This window comes from Variovorax endophyticus, assembly GCF_025376855.1.
GTDB lineage: Bacteria > Pseudomonadota > Gammaproteobacteria > Burkholderiales > Burkholderiaceae_C > Variovorax.
The window spans coordinates 23,852-43,280 of record NZ_JAHUTH010000046.1 but is presented as its reverse complement, the minus strand read 5'-3'; the positions used below and the strand labels follow the sequence as shown (position 1 = coordinate 43,280).

The 19,429-nt window shown below is 70.0% G+C and carries 15 protein-coding genes; 9 read left to right on the top strand and 6 right to left on the bottom strand.

All coding sequences use genetic code 11. The features are described from left to right. The first annotated feature begins 22 nt into the window (after positions 1-22). The 8 genes from tssH (at position 23) to KV106_RS37410 (ending at position 13,103) form a co-directional block, all read left to right on the top strand. Positions 23-2,707, top strand: coding sequence for a type VI secretion system ATPase TssH (tssH, locus tag KV106_RS37445; protein ID WP_261217126.1), 2,685 nt, complete (start codon positions 23-25; stop codon positions 2,705-2,707). 22 nt (positions 2,708-2,729) lie between these two features. Then, positions 2,730-5,546, top strand: a complete 2,817-nt coding sequence (locus KV106_RS37440; protein ID WP_082322073.1) for a type VI secretion system Vgr family protein — start codon at positions 2,730-2,732, stop codon at positions 5,544-5,546. A 26-nt stretch (positions 5,547-5,572) separates the two neighbouring features. Beyond that, the gene (locus KV106_RS37435; protein WP_261217121.1) at positions 5,573-8,167 is read left to right on the top strand and encodes a DUF2169 family type VI secretion system accessory protein; all 2,595 of its coding nucleotides are present in this window, start codon (positions 5,573-5,575) and stop codon (positions 8,165-8,167) included. A gap of 13 nt (positions 8,168-8,180) precedes the next feature. Further along, complete coding sequence (locus KV106_RS37430; protein ID WP_261217096.1) at positions 8,181-9,233, top strand: pentapeptide repeat-containing protein; 1,053 nt, start codon at positions 8,181-8,183, stop codon at positions 9,231-9,233. A 60-nt stretch (positions 9,234-9,293) separates the two neighbouring features. Then, positions 9,294-9,989, top strand: coding sequence for a DUF3540 domain-containing protein (locus KV106_RS37425; protein ID WP_057596840.1), 696 nt, complete (start codon positions 9,294-9,296; stop codon positions 9,987-9,989). Positions 9,990-9,995: 6 nt separating this feature from the next. Further along, positions 9,996-10,391, top strand: coding sequence for a DUF4150 domain-containing protein (locus KV106_RS37420; RefSeq protein ID WP_057596841.1), 396 nt, complete (start codon positions 9,996-9,998; stop codon positions 10,389-10,391). Between the two features lie 128 nt (positions 10,392-10,519). Then, positions 10,520-12,217 (top strand): type VI secretion system-associated FHA domain protein TagH, encoded by a 1,698-nt coding sequence (tagH, locus tag KV106_RS37415; RefSeq protein ID WP_261217093.1) that lies wholly within the window; start codon positions 10,520-10,522, stop codon positions 12,215-12,217. A gap of 64 nt (positions 12,218-12,281) precedes the next feature. Then, positions 12,282-13,103: a PP2C family protein-serine/threonine phosphatase gene (locus KV106_RS37410; protein WP_057596786.1), complete on the top strand. Its 822-nt coding sequence runs from the start codon at positions 12,282-12,284 to the stop codon at positions 13,101-13,103. Here KV106_RS37410 and KV106_RS37405 read toward each other — a convergent pair. The 5 genes from KV106_RS37405 to tssA form a co-directional block, all read right to left on the bottom strand. Next, positions 13,100-13,696 carry a hypothetical protein gene (locus KV106_RS37405; protein WP_261217092.1) on the bottom strand — a complete coding sequence of 199 codons (597 nt, stop codon included), beginning with the start codon at positions 13,694-13,696 and terminating at the stop codon, positions 13,100-13,102. The two genes, KV106_RS37410 and KV106_RS37405, sit on opposite strands and share 4 nt — an antisense overlap. 88 nt (positions 13,697-13,784) lie before the next feature. Continuing rightward, positions 13,785-14,267, bottom strand: coding sequence for an Hcp family type VI secretion system effector (locus tag KV106_RS37400; protein WP_057596788.1), 483 nt, complete (start codon positions 14,265-14,267; stop codon positions 13,785-13,787). 133 nt (positions 14,268-14,400) lie between these two features. Then, positions 14,401-15,894, bottom strand: coding sequence for a type VI secretion system contractile sheath large subunit (gene tssC / locus KV106_RS37395; protein WP_057596789.1), 1,494 nt, complete (start codon positions 15,892-15,894; stop codon positions 14,401-14,403). Positions 15,895-15,944: 50 nt separating this feature from the next. Next, positions 15,945-16,463, bottom strand: a complete 519-nt coding sequence (gene tssB / locus KV106_RS37390; protein WP_057596790.1) for a type VI secretion system contractile sheath small subunit — start codon at positions 16,461-16,463, stop codon at positions 15,945-15,947. An 83-nt stretch (positions 16,464-16,546) separates the two neighbouring features. Further along, the gene (gene tssA, locus KV106_RS37385; RefSeq protein WP_261217083.1) at positions 16,547-17,581 is read right to left on the bottom strand and encodes a type VI secretion system protein TssA; all 1,035 of its coding nucleotides are present in this window, start codon (positions 17,579-17,581) and stop codon (positions 16,547-16,549) included. A gap of 113 nt (positions 17,582-17,694) precedes the next feature. On the opposite strand from tssA, the gene tssJ reads away from it, so the two are divergent. Continuing rightward, the gene (gene tssJ / locus KV106_RS37380) at positions 17,695-18,195 is read left to right on the top strand and encodes a type VI secretion system lipoprotein TssJ (protein WP_261217082.1); all 501 of its coding nucleotides are present in this window, start codon (positions 17,695-17,697) and stop codon (positions 18,193-18,195) included. Positions 18,196-18,224: 29 nt separating this feature from the next. On the opposite strand, the gene KV106_RS37375 is transcribed toward tssJ, so the two are convergent. After that, positions 18,225-19,421, bottom strand: coding sequence for a type VI secretion system protein (locus tag KV106_RS37375; protein ID WP_261217079.1), 1,197 nt, complete (start codon positions 19,419-19,421; stop codon positions 18,225-18,227). Positions 19,422-19,429: the final 8 nt, after the last annotated feature.

Genomic DNA, 19,429 nt, shown 5'->3' with positions numbered 1-19,429 from the left:
TTGAAGAGATACGGAGTCCTCCATGAGTGAAATCAGCCGCACCGCCCTGTTCGGGAAACTCAATTCGCTGGCCTACAAGGCCATCGAGGGCGCGACCGTGTTCTGCAAGATGCGCGGCAATCCGTACGTCGAGCTCGAGCACTGGTTCGCGCAGCTGCTGCAGGCGCAGGACTCCGACCTGCACCGCGTGATCCAGCACTACGGCCTCGACGTCTCGGTGATCGCCAAGGACATGACGGCCGCGCTCGACCGCCTGCCGCGCGGCGCCACCGCCATCAGCGACTTCTCGCCGCACATCGAGAACGCGATCGAGCGCGCCTGGACCTACGCCACCCTGCAGTTCGGCGAGGCGCAAGTGCGCACCGGCTACCTGCTGGTGGGCATGCTCAAGACGCAGAGCCTGCGCAACCCGCTCTATGGCCTGTCGAAGCAGTTCGAGAAGGTCAAGGTCGAGGACCTGGCCGAGAACTTCGTGAAGATCTGCGATGCCTCGCCCGAGGCCCAGATGCGCGCGCAGGACGGCACCGGCATGGGCAGCGGCGCGCCCGGCGAGGAGGCGGGCGCGATGGCGCCGGCCGCCATGGGCAAGGGCGATGCGCTCAAGAAGTTCGCGGTCGACCTGACCGAGAAGGCGAAGAAGGGCGAGATGGATCCGGTCACGGGCCGCGACGAGGAGATCCGCCAGATCGTCGACATCCTGATGCGCCGGCGCCAGAACAATCCACTGCTGACCGGCGAGGCCGGCGTCGGCAAGACCGCCGTGGTCGAGGGCTTCGCGCAGCGCCTCGCGCGCGGCGACGTGCCGCCGCAGCTCAAGGACGTGAAGCTGCTCACGCTGGACATCGGCCTCTTGCAGGCCGGCGCGAGCATGAAGGGCGAGTTCGAGCAGCGGCTGCGCCAGGTGATCGACGAGGTGCAGAGCTCGCCCACGCCGATCATTCTCTTCATCGACGAGATCCACACCCTGGTGGGCGCGGGCGGCGCGGCCGGCACCGGCGACGCGGCCAACCTGCTCAAGCCCGCGCTGGCGCGCGGCAACCTGCGCACCATCGGCGCCACCACCTGGGCCGAGTACAAGAAGTACATCGAGAAGGACCCCGCGCTGACGCGGCGCTTCCAGGTCGTGCAGGTGCCCGAGCCCGACGAGACCAAGGCCATCCTGATGCTGCGCGGCGTGGCCAGCGTGCTCGAGAAGCACCACCGCGTGCAGCTGCTCGACGAGGCCATCGAGGCCGCCGTGAAGTTGTCGCACCGCTACATTCCCGCGCGCCAGCTGCCCGACAAGGCCGTGAGCCTGCTCGACACCGCCTGCGCGCGCGTGGCCGTGAGCCAGCACGCGACCCCGCCCGAGGTCGAGGACTGCATGCGCCGCATCGAGGGCCTGACGGTCGAGCAGGAGATCATCGGCCGCGAGGAGGCGATCGGCATCGACGTCACCAGGCGCGCGGCGCAGGTGTCGGCGCTGCTGGCCGAGTCGAAGGCGCAGCTCGAGGTGCTGAACGCGCGCTGGCAGGAAGAGAAGGGCCTGGTCGACCGGCTGCTGGAACTGCGCGCGAAGCTGCGCACGGGGAACAAGCCGGTGGATGCGGAGGCCGCGCCCGCCGAGGCCGCGCCCGACCGCGCCGCATTGCTCGCCGAACTGCACGAGCTGCAGGCGAAGATCCACGCGGTGCAGGGCGAGTCGCCGCTGATCCTGCCCTCGGTCGACGAGCAGGCCGTGGCCTCGGTGGTCGCCGACTGGACCGGCATCCCGGTCGGGCGCATGGTCAAGAACGAGGTCGAGGCGGTGCTCAAGCTCGCCGACACGCTGAACCAGCGCGTGATCGGCCAGAAGCACGGCCTCGAGATGATCGCGCGCCGCATCCAGACCTCGCGCGCGCGGCTGGACAACCCGCAGAAGCCGATCGGCGTGTTCATGCTGTGCGGCACCTCGGGCGTCGGCAAGACCGAGACCGCGCTCGCGCTGGCCGAGGCCCTGTACGGCGGCGAGCAGAACATCATCACCATCAACATGAGCGAGTTCCAGGAGGCGCACACCGTCTCCACGCTCAAGGGCGCGCCTCCGGGCTACGTGGGCTACGGCGAGGGCGGCATCCTGACCGAGGCGGTGCGCCGCCGGCCCTACAGCGTGGTGCTGCTCGACGAGGTCGAGAAGGCGCACCCCGACGTGCACGAGATCTTCTTCCAGGTCTTCGACAAGGGCTGGATGGAGGACGGCGAGGGCCGCATGATCGATTTCAAGAACACGATCATCCTGCTGACCACCAATGCCGGCAGCGAGCTCGTCATGAGCATGTGCCGCGATCCCGAGCTGCTGCCCGATCCGAACGCGCTGGCCGATGCGCTGAAGGCGCCGCTGATGAAGGTGTTCCCGCCCGCGCTGCTGGGCCGCATCGTCACCATTCCCTACTACCCGCTGTCGCCCGAGATGATGAAGAAGATCGTGCGGCTGCAGCTGGGCCGCATCAAGAAGCGCGTCGAGACCAACCACGGCGTGCCCTTCGAGTACAGCGACGCGGTGGTCGACCAGGTGGTCGCGCGCTGCCAGGACCCGGAATCGGGCGGCCGCGTGATCGACGCCATCCTGACCAACACCGTGCTGCCCACGATCTCGGTCGAGTACCTGCAGCGCCTGGCCGCCGGCGGCGAGATCCGCCGCGTCGCGCTCGACGTCAAGGACGCCGATTTCACCTACGCCTTCGATTGAGGCTCCCCGAAGAGATCCACCCATGGCCGACCACGAGTTCCGCATCGAAACCGATTCGCCCGCCAAGGACGACCTGATGTTCTGGCGCATCGTGGGTCACGAGGCGCTGGCGCGCCCTTCGACCTACGAACTCACGGTGCTGTCGGAGAACAGGGCCATCGATGCCACGGACATCCTCGGGCGCGCCTTCGACCTGGTCGTCGAGTTCGAGGACAAGGATGGCGGCAAGCACGAGCGGCACTGCCAGGGCCATGCGGTGCGCTTCGTGCGCGCGGGCCACGTGGGGCGCCACTTCGAGTACCGCATCACGCTGCGATCGTGGTTCTGGCTGCTGAACAAGCGCATCAACTCGCGCATCCTGCAGGACAAGAAGGTGCTCGAGGTGCTCGACGCGGTGTTCGAGGACAGCCCGATCAAGCGCTTCAAGAAGACCAAGACCGGCAACGTCATCGGCACCCACAACCCGCGCCGCTACTGCGTGCAGCACCAGGAGAGCGACTACCAGTTCCTTTCGCGCCTGATCGAGGACGAGGGCATCTACTACTGGTTCGACGCGCACGATGCGCCGGGCACCATGCACCTGTCGGACGCGAGCGATCTCGCGCACGAGAAGCTGCCCGTGGCGGCGACGCTGCGCTACGTGCTCGGGGGCGCGAGCGAGGCGCGCCACGAGGAGATCTGGCACTGGACCCACGCGCGCCAGTTCGACACCGGCAAGCAGGCCTCGCGCGACAGCGACTTCAAGGCGATCCGCAAGAAGCTGGGCGCCGCCATCGATGCCTCCGACAGCCACGAGCTGGCCGATTTCGAGGCCTTCGAGTTTCCCGGCGGCTACTTCAAGGGCGACGAGGCCGAGAACCGCACCAAGCTGCGCGGCGAAGAGCTCAACGCGCGGCGCGACCGCCACTGGGCGCTGACCGGATGGCCCGACGTGGCGGCGGGCCGCAGCTTCAAGTTCGAAGGCGATCCCGACGGCACCCGCGACGGGGACTACCTGATCGCGGCCTGCACCTTCATGCTCAGCCACCCCGGCTACGAGAGCGCGAGCGCCGACGCCACCGCGCCGCGCAAGCTCTACACGGCGCTGGCCGAGGCACTGAAAGACGATGCGGTGAACGCCGACACGCTGCAGGAACTCGAGAACCTGATCGCCGAGACGCCGATGCTCGAGGGCTCGCAGCCCGGGACCAGCGTGTTCCTGATCACCGCGATTCCGCTGGAGCGCAGCTACCGGCCGCCGCGCCTGACGCCGCGCGTGACCATGCCGGGGCCACAGACGGCCATCGTGGTCGGCCCGGCGGGCGACGAGCTGCACGTGGACGACCATGGCCGCGTGAAGGTGCATTTCCACTGGGACCGCTACGACGAGAGCAACGAGAAATCCACCTGCTGGGTGCGCGTGTCGCAGCCCTGGGGCGGCAAGGGCTGGGGCGGCTACTTCATCCCGCGGATCGGCCAGGAGGTGATCGTCGACTTCCTCAACGGCGACCCCGACCGGCCGGTGATCGTGGGCCGCGTCTACAACGACGACCAGCCCATCCCCTACAAGTCGCCCACGCAGAGCGGCTTCCGCACCCGGTCCACGCCCGGCGGCGGCGCGAATAACTACAACGAGATCATGTTCGAGGACAAGAAGGGCGAGGAGAACATCACCATCCACGCCGAGCGCAACATGAGCCGCAGCGTGGAGCTCGACGATTCGACCTCGGTGGACCGCGACCAGACGGTGACGGTGAAGCGCGACCAGACCTCCACCGTCGTGCGCGACCGCAAGACCACCGTGGAGAACAACGACACCACGATCATCCAGCAGTTCCAGAAGCTGACCGTCGGCAAGAACCAGGACAACCACGTGGTCGGCTACCAGACCACGAACGTCGACATCGACCACGCGCTGCTGGTGAAGGGCCACCACAAGATCCACGCGGACGGCAACCGGACCGATTCCACCGGCGGCAACGAAACGCGTTCGGTCACGGGCACGCAGACCATCACGGTCAAGGGCGGCGTGAAGTACAAGGCGCCGACCATGCTGTTCGAGGCCGGGCACATCGAGTTCAAGGTGACCGGCGGCAACTCGATGAAGATCGATGCCAACGCCGCGCCTTACGCGGCGGCGTTCCAGAAGTACACGCTGGTGAGCAACACCGAGCTCAACATGGTGGCGATCGGGAACATCAATACCGTGTCGGTGGGCTCGAACACCACGGTGCTCGGCCCGAACACCAGCGGCTACATCGGCAACAACACCGACTTCAACCTCGGCGTCGCCCGCTCGACCTTCATGGGGCTGAGCATGGAGAACGCGCTGGGCGTGGCGATGTCGAACTTCCTCGGATTGAAGATCGAGAACACGCTGGCCGTCACCATGGAGTCGACCGCGGGCCTGAAGATCGAGCGCGACGGCACCTCGGTGCGCCAGGCGCCGCTGCATTCGATCATGCCCGGTGCGGGCGCTGGCGCCGGCACCGACGCCACGGCCGCGATGGCGAACGCCGGCACGGTGGGCGCCGTCGCGGGCCTGGGCTACGGCATCGTCTCCATGCTCAGCGGCGCCGCGTCCCTGGGCTCCCAGTACGGCGATGCGCGCAAGATGCTCAACGAGATCCTGTCGAGCCCGGACGTCGACAAGATCCCCGGCATGCGCGGGCGGCTCGAGCGCATGCGCAATCTGGTGGGCACCAATGTCAGCGACGGCCTCGCGCTGATCCTGACGGGCGGTGCCGCCGGGCCGGTCCTGGGCCTGCTGGGCATGGTGCCTGGCGTGGACGCGGTCGGCAGCGAGCGTGGCGCCAACGAGCTGCTGGAGCGGGACGACAGCGGCAATCCCAAGAACTGAACGGGCAGGCAGCCGCGCGAGCCACCATGCAAGTCGTCAAACCCCAGGCGCTGTGCCTGAGCACCCGACCGATCGAGTACCGCAAGCGCTTCGGCCTGTGCGTCACGGCCATGCTGCACGTGCCGTTCGCGCAGGCCGAGGGCGGCACGGTCTGGGGCGAGCAGTCGGCCTGGAACTTCATCGGCCGCGAGATGCCGGTACCGCTGGTCGACGAGGGCGTGGCCAAGCTCACGTCCGAGTTCCTGGTGCACGGCAAGGCCTTCGCACCGGCCGCGAACCCGCAGGCCTGCGCCGTGCGCGCCCGGCTCGGCGACCGCAGCAAGACCCTGCTGGTGTTCGGCGACCGCCGATGGGACGGCGCCCAGGCGACCCGGCCATCGGCCTTCGAGGCGATGCCCATCGACTGGGCACACGCCTATGGCGGTCCTTCGGTGCCGACCAATCCCGAGGGCATCGGCGCGGCGGCCGAGAACGGCGTGCACCGGCTGCCGAACGTGGAGCGGCCCGACCAGCCGCTGCGCGATCCGGCGCAGGCCGTGGCGCCCGCGGGCTTCGGCCAGCGCGGGCCGATGCATCCGGAGCGCGCGCGCTTTCGCGGCACCTACGATGCGGACTACCTCAAGGAGCACGCGCCGGGCTTCGCCCCCGATCTCGACTGGCGCTACTTCAATCTCGCGCCCGAGGACCAGTGGTTCGACGCGCCGCTGCGGGGCGACGAGACCTTCCAGTTCGACCACATGCACCCGGACAAGCCCTCGATCGAGGGCCGGCTGCCCGGCCTGCGCGCGCGCGTGTTCGCCGACTACCGTGCCGCGGGGGCGGCCGAGCCGCGCCTGCGCGAAGTGCCGCTGCGGCTGACGACGGTCTGGTTCTTTCCGCATGCGGAGCGGGCGTTGCTGCTGTTCCAGGGACTGGCGGAGGTCGCCACCGACGACGGCTCCGACGTGCATGGGCTGCTCGGTGCGATCGAGCGGCTCGATGCAGCGCGCTCCGATGCCCACTACCTCGATGCGCTCGCGCGCCGCGCCGATCCGCGCTGGGGCGGGGTCGAGAGCCTGGACGACGGCGACCTGCTGCCCGAGGGCATCGACGCCAGCGACCCCGAGGCCGAACGCGCCGCCGAGGCCTTCGCGAGCCAGGGCCTGCAGGCGCAGGCGCAGTACCGCCGGGCCGAGATCGACGTGGCGCTGGCGCGCGAGGAACTGCGTGCCAGCGGCCGCGATCCCGACGCGCTGGGCGTCGTCATGCCCCCGCGCGAGCAGCCGCCCGCGCCCGCGCAGCGCGTGGCCTATCTCAAGAAGAAGACGCTCGAGGCCGAGCAGCAGAAGCTGGCGGCCATCGACGACGCGCTCGATGCGCTCGAGAAGGCCGTGGCCACGCACAAGGCGAACAAGGCGATGAAGCCACTGGAACATCGCGGCCCGCCGGTCTTCAATGCCGACGTGGCGCTGGAGCGCCTGAAGGCCGCGAACGCCGGCGCCACCGGCGGCTTCGACCTCGCGGCCACGCATGCCCAGTTGCTGCGACAGGAGGCGATGGAGCGGATCGGCTACCTGCAGGGTGCGCACGAACAGCTGGCCGCGCCCGCGATGCAGGCCGCGCAGGCCGCGACCTTGAAGGAGGGCATGCGGCAGGCGCTGGCCGGCGGCTTGCGCTTCTTCGTCGGCATGGACTTCACGGGCGCCGATTTCTCTGGACTCGACCTGCGCGACGTCAACTTCACCGGCGCCTGGCTCGAGGCCGTGGACTTCAGGCAGGCCAATGTCTCGGGCGCAAACTTCTCGGCCGCCGTGTTGGCCCATGCCTGCCTCGAGGGCGCGATCGGCATCAAGGCCACGCTGCGCACCGCGAACCTGGGGCGCTCGCGCTGGAAGGGGGCGGTGTTCGACGAAGCCGACTTCACCGACGCCCAGCTCTCGCATGCCGACCTCGGCGGGGCGTCCCTGCGCCGCGCGCGGATCCAGGGCGCGATGCTGATCGGCACCCGCTGGGAGGGCGCCGATGCGCATGGGCTGCAGGCGACCGAGCAGCTGTTCTACCGGCTGTCGCTCAAGGGCCTGTCGTTCGCCGAGGCCGCGCTCGCGGCCTGCCAGTTCGTCGAATGCGAGCTCGCGGGGGCCGACTTTCGCGAGGCCGACCTGACCCAGGCCAACCTCGTGTCCTGCGCGCTGGACGGCGCCAGGTTCGGCGGCGCGCAGGGCAAGGGCATGGTGTTCGCCCGGAACTGCAGCCTGGTCGAGGCCGATTTCTCGGGGGCCCGGATGCAGGGGGTCAATTTCGGCGCGGCCGACATGTCGCGCGCGCGCCTGGTGGGCAGCGTGCTGGACGGCGCCAACCTGTGCGAGGCCGGCCTGTCCGACAGCGATTGGCGGCTGGCCAGCGCCAAGGGCGCGCTGCTGCGCCGTACCGTGCTGCGGCGTGCCCGGCTGGCCGGCGTGAACTTCAGCGAGGCGATCCTGCAGCATGCCGACCTGCGCGGCTGCGACCTGCGCAACAGCAACCTGTTCGCGGCGGACCTGTCGCGCGCGCGGCTCGACGGCGACGTGCGCCTCGAAGGTGCGCTGCTCAAGCGCGCGCGCACCTGGCCGCGGCTCACGCCCGAGCAACAGGCGGCCGCATGAGGAGCGCGATGCCATGAATGCCACCACGCTCGCGCTGGCCGTGCTGCTCGGCGAATCGATCCCCGGCCTGGACCTGTCGGGCGGGCACTACGCGCAGGCGCAACTGGCCGGGGGCCTGTTCGACCGCGTCGATTTCTCCAAGGCCGACCTGCGCGGCGCCGACCTGCGCGAGGCGGTGTTCAACCAGTGCGACCTGCGCGGCGCGCTGCTGGGCGGCGCGCGGCTGCAGCGCGCCGTGTTCAGCCAGTGCCGGATGGACCACGTCGACCTGAGCGCGGCCGCGCTGCACGCGGCCGTGCTGAGCGAATGCCAGGCGCCGCATGCCGATCTGCGCGAGGCCGACCTCAGCATGCTCGCCTGCACCAAGACCCGGCTCGACCATGCCACGCTGCGCGGCGCGCTGCTCGATGCCTGCGTGCTGAGCGACAGCAGCCTGCTCGACCTCGGTGCGGAGTCGACGCGCTGGGTGCATGCGACCGTGGCCGGCTGCGACCTGCGCCACGCGGCATGGCGCGGTGCCAGCATGTTGCGCGTGGCCTTCTCGACCACCCGGCTCGCGGGGCTGTCCTTCGACGGCGTGACGCTCGAGGGCTGCCAGTTCGCGGGCGCCGACCTGCGCGGCGCGCAGTTCAGCGGGGCGCCGCTGCGCCAGTGCAATTTCCAGGGCGCCAAGCTCGACGAGGCCCGCTTCGACCGCATCGACGCGCCGCTGGCCCTGTTCTGCGAGGCCGAGGGCGCCGGCGTCGATTTCTCCGATGCGATCTTGACGCAGGCGCTGTTCACCGGCGCCAGGCTGCCGCAGGCGAAGTTCGGCGGCGCGCGCCTGCATCAGGCCCATTTCGCCGGCGCCGTGCTCGATGGCGCGCACTTCGCGGGCGCCGACCTCGGCTATGCCGACCTGCGCCACGCGCGCCTGCACCGCGCCGACCTGCGCGGCGCGACCCTCGTGCGCGCCTGCCTGCACCGCGCCATGACCGAGGAGGCGCAGATCGACGATCGCGCCCGCGCGCTCGAGACCGACCCCCAGCTGGCGCAGTCCGAGGACTGGCGCCCGGTGCCGGTCTGACCGGCGGCCGGCACCGGCTTCCTCCCTTTCCACCGATTTCCCCGCAACGGAACTCCCGCCATGAAGACCACCGCCCACCACTCCGCGCGCCGCCGCACGGCCGCCGCGCGCGGCACCCGACCGACCGAGACCGAGACCGAGACGCCGTCGCCGGCCGCGCTCCCCGAGCGCTGCTGGACCGCGTTGCTGGAGGCCGGGCCCGATGGCGCGCCGTGCATCCGCGAGGGCGGAACGCTCCGGCCGGTGCGCGCCGCCGCGGGCTGCCTGCTGGTGCCGATGGCCGGCGACACCGTGCTGTGCTTCGGTGCGGCCACCGGCGAGCGCTGGGTGCTCTCGGTGCTCGAGCGCGGCGCGGGCGCGCGGGAGCGGGTGCTGCGCTGCGAGGGCGACACGCGGCTCGTGGTCGAAGGTGGCCGGCTCGCCCTGGAGGCCGAGCGGCTGCAACTGGGCGCGGACCACCTGGCGCTGCGCGCGAAGACCGCCGCGGTTTCGCTCGACGCGACGGAGTTCGTCGGCGAGCGCGTGCGCATGGTGGCGAGCACCTTCAAGCTCGTGGGCAGCGTGCTGAGCACGGTGATGGACCGTGTCAACCACTTCAGCCAGCACTACCTGCGCACGACCAAGGGGCTGGACCGCGTGCACGCGGCCCACATCGAGCGCGATGCGTCCGAGCTGCTGCACCTGCGCGGCGAGCACGCGCTGATCAACGGTGCCAAGCTCGTGAAGACGCGCGGCGCGCAGATCCACTTCGGCTGAAGCGCCATGTTCGCCAACTGCCAGCTGATGGGCATGGACATGGGCTTCCCCGATGTCTGCATCACGCCCGCCGCGCCGTCGCCGATCCCGGTTCCGTATCCCAACATCGCGATGGGCCCGATGGCCATTCCGAACTGCCCGACGATCCTGTTCATGGGCATGCCGGCCCACAACCTCGGAACCACCATTCCCATGACCAACGGCGACAACGCGGGCGTGCTGCTGGGCGTGGCGTCGGGCACGGTCATGGGGCCCAGCCGCCATCTGACGGGGGCCTTCACGGTGCTCCTCAACAGCATGCCGGCCACGCGGCTGACCAGCAGCTCGCTGCAGAACAGCACCAACTGCCCGGGCGTGCGCACGGTGCCGAGCCAGACGCTGGTGCTGCTGCTGGCGCCCTGAGCGCCGCGGCGGGAACGGCCTATCTCTTAAGGCGAGATTGCCAAGGCGTCTTGCGGAATGAATACTCCTCGCGAGATTCTTCGCGTGCTCGTGCGCAGTTGTATGGGCGTCGCCCTGGGGGCCGGTTCATGATCCAGATCACTGTTGTCACCCGTCAAGGCGTCCCGGCGGGACCGTCGCTGTCGGCGGACTTCGGCCCCAATGGCGGCACCATCGGCCGCGCCGACACCAACACGCTGGTGCTCGACGATCCCGACCGCACGGTTTCGCGCGTGCACGCGCAGGTGCTGTGCCGCGACGGCCGGTACTTCGTGATCGACCGCGGCAGCAACCCCATGCAGTGCAACGGCGTGTCGCTGGGCGCGGGCAAGGAGGCGGCGCTCGCCGATGGCGCGCGGCTGGTGGTCGGCAGCTTCGAGCTCGTGGTGCGCGCGCAGGCGGCCGCGAGCGCGCCGGTGCCGGCCGCGGCGCCGCTCGCGATTCCCGAGACGATCATGGGCCTGTCGGGCGCGAAACCCGCGGCGGCCGCGAGCGACGATCCCTTCGCCGACCTGCTCGCTGGCCTCGCGCCGCCGGCGGCACCGGCCGCGTCGCCCGCGCCTTCCCCGGCCGCGCCGGCCGCCGCGGATCCGCTGCTCTTTCCCGATCCGATGGCCACCGGTTCGCGCAACGCGCAGGCCGCGCAGATCGATCCCTTCGCCAACCTGCTCGGCCCCGACCCGTCGTCGGCGCCCGCGGCCGGCCTCGGCGCGCTCGACGACTTCTCCGACCTGGGCCGGCCGCCCGCGCACGGCAAGGCCGCGAGCATCGACGACCTGTTCGGCGGAGCGCCGGGCACCGGTGGCATCGGCGGCGATCCGCTGGCGCTGTCGCCGCTGGCCGATCCGCTGTTGCAGCCCAACACCGCCGCCGATGCCGATCCGCTCGCCGCGCTGCAGCGCGCGGCGCCGTCCACGCCGCTGCCGCGGCCGGACCACCTGCCGATCGAGCAGTTCGGCTTCACGCCGCCGCGGGCCGTCACGGCGCCGCCCGCGCCCACGCTGGCACCGCCGCCGCCGGCCGCGCCGCCACGCCCGGTGCCCGTGGCCGAGCTGCCGGCCTTCGACGACATGACCGGCCTGCCGATCCGCATCAGCGGACCCGACACGCCGGCGCGCGAAGCGCCGCCGCTGCCGCCGCCGCCCGCGCCGGCCTTCGCGTCCCAGGCCGCGGCGCCGGCCGCGCGCAGCGCGAGCGACGACGAGCTGCTGGCCGCGTTCCTGCGCGGCCTCGGCGGCACGCACCAGCCGCCCGAGATGCTCACGCCGGGCCTGATGGAGCGCATCGGCGCGATGCTGCGCAGCGCCACCGAGGGCACGCTGCAGCTGCTGCTCACGCGCCAGGAGTTCAAGCGCGAGGTGCGCGCCGAGGTCACGATGATCGCGGCGCAGGCCAACAACCCGCTGAAGTTCTCGCCCACGGTCGAGGTCGCGCTCGCGCACCTGCTGGGGCCGGGCGTGCGCGGCTTCATGCCGGCCGAGGCCGCGATGCGCGATGCCTTCGACGATCTGCGCGCGCACCAGTTCGGCGTGATGGTCGGCATGCGCGCGGCGCTGGCGCACGTCATCGCGCGCTTCGAGCCCGACGAGCTCGAGAAGAAGATCAGTTCGAAGTCGGCGCTCGACGCGCTGTTCTCGGCCAACCGCAAGGCCAAGCTGTGGGACCAGTTCGTGGCGCTGTACGGCGGCATCGCGACCGAGGCCGAGGACGACTTCCACAACCTGTTCGGCAAGGCCTTCCTCGAGGCCTACGAGGCCCAGATGGCGCGCCTGAAGTCCGACGCCTGAGGCGCGCCTTCGCACCCGACGACACCCGATCCCACGACAAGAACGCCCGACGCGAGGAGCCCGCTTGGAAATCGAAATCGTCACGCTGTCCCGCCAGGGCGGCCGCAGCTACAACGAAGACGTTCATGGCCACTGGCACGACGATCGCCACGTCGCCTGCCTGGTGGCCGACGGCGCCGGCGGCCATGGCGGCGGCGACGTGGCGGCGGCCACGGTGCGCGCGAGCGTGCTCGGTGCCTTCTCGGCCGGGCCCAGCCTCGACGAGGGCGCGCTGCGCGGCCTGATCGAACAGGCCAACCGCGACGTGGTGGCGCGCCAGGCCGAGGGCGGCACGCTCGCGGGCATGCGCTCCACCGTGGTGTTCGCGGCCATCGACCTCGAGGCCCATGCACTGGCCTGGGTGCACAGCGGCGACAGCCGGGCCTACCTGTTCCGCGGCGGCGCGATCGTCGCGCGCACCACCGACCACAGCCTGGTGCAGCAGATGGTGGCCGGCGGCATGCTCGACGAGGAGGGCGCGCGCCTGCATCCGCAGCGCAACATGCTGCTGTCGGCGCTGGGTTCGCTCGAGGAAGCACCCGACATCGCGGTGTCGGACCGCATGCGGCTCCTGCCGGGCGACGTGCTGCTGCTGTGCAGCGACGGCGTGTGGGAACCGCTGGGCGACGAGTGCCTGGTCGAGACCCTGCATGCCTCGCGCACGCCGAGCCAGTGGACCGAGCAGCTCGACGGCCAGATCAAGGCGCGCGCCAAGCCCGGCCACGACAACTACACGGCGCTCACGCTGTGGGTCATCGCCGATCCCGAGGACGACGAGGCCACGCGTCTGATGCCCGAACTGCTGCCGGCGCAGGGGCCGGCAGCGGGTTCCCGGGACGACGGCTAGAAGCCGTAGTCGAACCAGCTCTGCGGCAGGATGAATTCCCAGTACTCCTTGAACAGGGTCTCGGGAATGCCGTTCTTCTTGGGGCTGTTGCTGCGCGCGTAGTTGAGGGCGCGGATGTAGGCCGCGCGGTCGTTGGCGTCGAAGGCGTCCTCGAGCATCGAGGCGCCGGTCATGAACAGCGGCTTGTACTGCACGTGCCGCCCGACCTGCGCCGACAGGCAGCCGTCGAGCCGCAGGCCCTTGACCTCGGTGAGGTACTGGAAGTACTGGCAGTGCACGCCGAGCGAGAACTCGCGGTCGCCGAGCATTTCCTTGGCGAGCCGGTGGTAGTCGGTCTCGACGCCGGCCCACTCGTAGAAGTCCTTCTTCTCGGGATTCTTCACCTCGAGCTGGCCGAAGCCAACGCCCAGGCCGCTCGGCGTCTCGGCCTGCTGGATGTTGCAAAAGCCCGTCTCCTCGAAGCAGATCACGGCGATCATGAAGTAGGAGACCGGGTGTTCCCCGGGATGCACGCGCTGCAGCGTGCTCCAGAACGTGGGGAAGTCGTAGGCCGCGACCTGGTTCCAGGCGAACGGCGTCTTGCTGACGTGCATGGGGTACTCGCTTTCCTGAAATGAAAAACGGCGGCCGGGAAACGAATCCGCGGCCGCCGCCTGGGGAGAGGAGGAGAGGAGCTTGCGCTCAGACCTTCTTGTTGGCGGCGATGTCCCAGCCGGTTTCCTTGGTGCCGTCTCCCGAGCCGTCGGCCTTCTGCGGCGTGTACTCGTACTTGAACTTCGAGAAGTTCAGCGTGATGGTCTCGGTCAGGCGGTCCTCGCCGCCGCTGCCGCCGGTGCTGATGTGGGTCACCAGGATGTCGTCCATCGACAGCTTGATGTACTCGAGCGGCGTGGCGCCGGCCTTGCGCACCGTGAGCACGCCCTTCTTGATGTGGGCGCCGTTGCAGCAATCGAGAAGCAGCAGGTGCGAGGACGAGTCGACGTACTTGGTGATCGACAGATCCTGCACGCTGACCTTGCCGGCGCCCGAGCCGCCACCGACGTGGCCGGTGCCCGACTGTGCGGCACCCCAGCTCCACGACAGCACGTCGATTTCCTTCTTGTGCGAATCGTCCTTGGATTCGCCGTCGACGCCTTCGAGCTTCAAAAACATGTCTGCAGCCATGATGCTTACCTTTCAGTTGTGTGAGAGTCGGAAAAAAGGGCTTCCGTGCGGTGCCTAAGCGTTGGTGCCCGGGAGCTGTCTTGAGAACGAGCGAGCGGCGTTTTTTTCAAAAGGCCGCGCACCCGTTTTTTTCTTACTTGCCGCCCTTGGCGGACGGCAGCTTCGACACCAGCCGCAGCGAGACCGTGAGGCCCTCGAGCTGGTAGTGCGGGCGCAGGAAGAACTTCGAGCTGTAGTAGCCCGGGTTGCCCTCGACTTCCTCGACGACCACCTCGGCGGCCGCCAGCGGCTTGCGCGCCTTGGTCTCCTCGGAGGAGTTGACCGGGTCGCCGTCGACGTAGTTCATGATCCATTTGTTGAGCCAGCGCTCCATGTCGCTCTTCTCCTTGAAGCTGCCGACCTTGTCGCGCACGATGCACTTGAGGTAGTGCGCGAAGCGGTTGCAGGCGAACAGGTAGGGCAGGCGCGCGGCCAGGTTGGCGTTGGCGGTGGCGTCGGGGTCGTCGTATTCGGCCGGCTTGTGCAGCGACTGGGCGCCGATGAAGGCCGCGAAGTCGGAGTTCTTGCGGTGGATCAGCGACAGCAGGCCGGCCTTCGAGAGCTCGGCCTCGCGCCGGTCGCTGATCGCGATCTCGGTCGGGCACTTCTGGTCCACGCCGCCGTCGTCGCTCGGGAAGGTGTGCAGCGGCAGGTTCTCGACCGCGCCGCCCGACTCGATGCCGCGGATGCGCGAACCCCAGCCGTAGAGCTTGTACGAGCGGTTGATGTTGGTGGCCATCGCATAGGCCGCGTTGGCCCAGGCGTACTTGCCGTGATCGGCACCGGCGGTGTCCTCCTCGAAGTCGAACTCCTCCACCGGGTTGGTGTTGGCGCCGTAGGGCGTGCGCGCCAGGAAGCGCGGCATGCACAGGCCCAGGTACTTCGCGTCGTCCGAGTCGCGCAGCGAGCGCCAGCCGGCGTATTCGGGCGTGAGGAAGATCTTGGTGAGGTCGCGTGGATTGGCGAGCTCCTGCCACGACTCCATCTGCATCAGGTTCGGGCTCGCGCCCGTGATGAAGGGCGCGTGGGCCGAAGCGGCGATCTTGGCCATCTCGCCGAGCAGCTCGACGTCGGGCGGGCTCTGGTCGAAGTGGTAGTCGCCCACCAGCGCGCCGAAGGGCTCGCCGCCGAACTGGCCGTACTCCTGCTCGTAGATCTTCTTGAACATCGGGCTCTGGTCCCAGGCCGCGCCCTTGAACTTCTTCAGCGTCTTGGCCAGCTCCTGCTTGGAGATGTCCATCACGCGGATCTTCAGGTGCTCGTCGGTCTCGGTGTTGTTCACCATGTAGTGCAGGCCGCGCCATGCACTCTCGAGCTTCTGGTAGTCGGGGTGGTGGATGATCTTGTTGACCTGCTCGGTGAGCTTGGCGTCGATCGCCGCGATCATCGACTGGATCGACTTGGTCACGTCCTTGCCGATGACCTCGGTGTTGGCCAGCGCCTGCTGGGCCAGGGTGAGCACGGCGGCTTCGACCGCGCTCTTGGCTTCGTCGCTGCGCGGCTTGAATTCCTTCTGCAGCAGCGACGAAAAGTCGCTGCCCGCGTACGCGACGTCTTTCAACGCGCTCTGTTCGAGTGCTTCGGCCATGGTGGGTTACTCCTCGTGAACCGGATGTGGATGGCGGGGTGTGGAAGGGGTCAGGCGGCCGGCGGGGTGGCGCCGTCCTCGGGCTTCTTGGTCGCGGCCAGCGACTGCAGCAGCGCCGGGTCCTCGAGCACCTTGGCCAGCAGCTCCTCGGCGCCGTTCTTGCCGTCCATGTAGGTGACGAGGTTCGACAGCTGGGTGCGCGCCTCGAGCAGCTTGTTGAGCGCGCCGACCTTGCGCGCCACGGCGGCGGGCGAGAAGTCCTCCATGTTCTCGAAGGTCAGCTCGACCTTGAGTTCGCCCTCGCCGGTCAGCGAGTTGTCGACCGCGAAGGCCGCGCGCGGCTTCATGGCCTTCATGCGCGAGTCGAAGTTGTCGACATCGAACTCGAGGAACTTGCGGTCGGCCACGGGCGCCAGCGGGTCGGCGGGCTTGCCCGACAGGTCGGCCAGCACGCCCATCACGAAGGGCAGCTGGATCTTCTTCTCGGCGCCGTAGAGTTCGACGTCGTATTCGATCTGCACCCGGGGCGCCCGGTTGCGGGCGATGAATTTCTGACTGCTCTTGGCCATGGCGATGCTCCTTGCGGGGGTGAAACGGGGTGGGTCGATCCAGGGATGGAAAGGGGAGGGGACGAGGAAGAAGAGGCGCGGCCTTATTCCGAAGCGCGGCGGCCGGTCACGTTCTCGATCGTGTCGAGCGCGTTCGGCGCGAGGTTGGCCATGATCTCGAGGAAGCTCACGCCGATCAGCTTCTTGGCGCGCTCGATCAAAAGCGGAGCGGGATTGCCGGGCTCGGTGGTCTCGAGGAAGCGGATCACGCGGTCGAGCATCTGCAGCGCGTCCTGGCGGGTCTGGATCTCGCCGCGCGCCGCCGAGGGACGCGCCCCGCCGCCGCCGCCCGCGGCGCCGTCGACGCCTTCCTCGGTGCCTGCCTCGCCGGCCTCCTCGGGCGCGCCGAGGGCGGCACTGCAGGCTTTCTGCAGCGTGCGGGCGATGCCGCGCAACGCGGCCAGGTCGATGGCGTCGGCGCGGCCGGTGCGTTCCACCAGCAACGCCTGCAATTGGTCGATCAGTGCCGGCGCGCCGATCGCGGCTTCGATGCGCTCGGGCTGCTCGGCCTGCAGCGCCTCGAGGCCGCCCTGGATCTGCGCCGTGGAGTAGGCGGGATCGCCGCTGGCGGCGAGCGCGCCGGTGGCCACCGCGATATCGCGCACGCGGATCGGGCCGACGCCCGGCGCCATGCCGACCTGGGCGTCGTAGAGGTCGCGCAGCACCATGCTTTCGTCGCTCAACGGCGCGAGCGCGTTCAGGCGCATCGTCGGGTCGTTGTCGTCGTCGGCATCGAGCATTGGATGTATGCCGTCCCAGAAGCGGTCGAGCAATCCGGTCAAAAGGCGCAGGCCGGCGACGAAGCCCGTCACGCCCTGCAAGCGCGTGGAGGCGCGCAGCAGCAGCACCGCCGCGCGCACGTCCTTGCTGCGGCGCAGGATCGCGTCGGACTGCTCGGCCACCTCCCGCCATTCCGGCTCCACCGCGGGAATGACGGTGTCGCCGAACTGCTGTTCGGGCTTGCCCTGCGACGCGGTCACGAGCGCGGTGAAGTCCGCGTCGTACTCGAGGTCGGCTCCGCTCGGCGCGCTGTCGCCGATCGGTGTGAGCAGTGCATCTGCGAGTTCGTTGGTGAGCATGTTGCCTGTTGAATGTGGCTGGTGATAATCAAAGATGCCTCTCAACCGGTCAATGCAACGAAGGGAATAGCATGCGAGCGCTCGGTACACACCATTCGTCCTATGGAGGCCTGTTGGCCACGGCTTCGCGCCGGCACGTGGCGGCCTTCGGCCTCGCTGCCGCGGGGCTCTTTCTCGCGGGCTGCGCGAGCAAGCCGCCACCCGAGGTGAAGACGCCGGTGTCCCTGACGCTGGTGGCGGGGCCCGATGCCAATCCCGACGCGCGCGGCCGCGCATCGCCGCTCACGGTGCGGGCCTACATCCTCAAGACGCCAGGCGCCTTCGAGGGCGCCGACTTCTTCTCGCTGTTCGAGAAGGACCAGGCCACGCTCGGCGCCGAGATGGTGCAGCGCGAGGAAGCGCTGCTGCGCCCCGGCGAGAGCCGCAAGTTCGATTTCGTGCTGCAGCCCGACGCCAAGACGATCGGCGTGATGGGCGCGTTCCGCGACCTCGACCGCGCGCGCTGGCGCGAGGTGCGGCCGCTTGAGGTCGGCAAGATCAACACCATCACCGTGACCTACGGCGCGCGCCAGATCCGCATCGACCAGAAGGCGGAGCCGATCAAGAAGGAATAGCCGTCGCGCACCGTGCGCGCGGGCGGCGTTCACATCGCTTCCAGTCCCGCGTCGCGGTCCTCCGGCGGCAGCCGCCCCGGCCGCGCGAGCGACTGGTCCGCCGGCAGGAAGCGATCGAACAGATCTGCGACGAAGGCCCCGTTGCCGCCCGACGTGCCGGCCGCCGCGCTCAGGTAGAGGCCGCGCCAGCGCAATCCCCTCGCTTCGCGCGCCTTGCGGCCATGGCTTTCGAACAGGGCCTCGGCCGCGAGCCGCAGGCCCGGCCGCAGCGAGCGCACCCCCTCCACGAATGCATGCACCGCGAGCCGGCCCGCCGCGCCGGGCTGCTCGCGCTGCAATCCCATGCGCAGCGCATGCAACCGGGTGGCGATCGGCTCGAACACCGCATCGAGCCTGGCGCCGCCGTCGGCCTCGGGTGCCGCGTTCTCCAGCGCCAGCCGGTGGCCCAGTGCCTGCGCCAGCACCTCGGGCGGCAGCGCGCCGCGCAGCGCGCCATAGCCTTCGAGTCCTTCGAGGCCCGTGACCACGAGATAGAACGGCAACTGCAGCCGCAGCGTGCGGCCGATCTCCTCGACCAGCCGGCGCAGCCGCGCGATGCGCATGCGGAAGGCGACCGCGTCGGCCGGGGCCTCGCGCAGCGCCTGCGCGCCGATGCAGGCCACGATGCCGTGCAGTGGAATGCGTTCGCGGCGCTCGGCCAGCGCGAGCAGCGACGCGAGCCACAGCGCGCGGGCCTGCGGCGCGTCGGCCACGTCCTCGAGCACGCGTGCGTCGATCTCGATGGCGGCCATCGCGCCGCCGGTCCACCAGCGCCAGCCGTCGCGCACCGGGCCGGCCGGTGCGTCGTCCGACGGGTCCGCATCGAGCGGCGACGCCGCGAGCAGCCCCGGCAGCCCGGCGGCCGCATCGCCGAGGAACAGCAGCCACGGCGCTCTCGGCGCCGCGCCGCCGCCGAAGTCCCCGTCGTCGGCGTTCTCGCCGGCGGCACGTGGGCGCGGCGCCAGCCGCAGCCGCTGCTGCGCGCGCGCCATCGCCTCGTGCAGGCGCTCGACGGCCTGCGCATCGGCCGCGCGCGCGGGCGGCCGCAAGGTGGCGATGCGCTGCTTCAGCGCACGCTGCCGCGCGCCGCGCCCGGCGTCGCGCACCACGGCGCAGAGCACCGCGAAGCCGAGCACGCACAGCGCGAGCAGCGGCCAGAAGAGGTGGGCGGGCGGCAGGGTGTGCATGGCGGCGG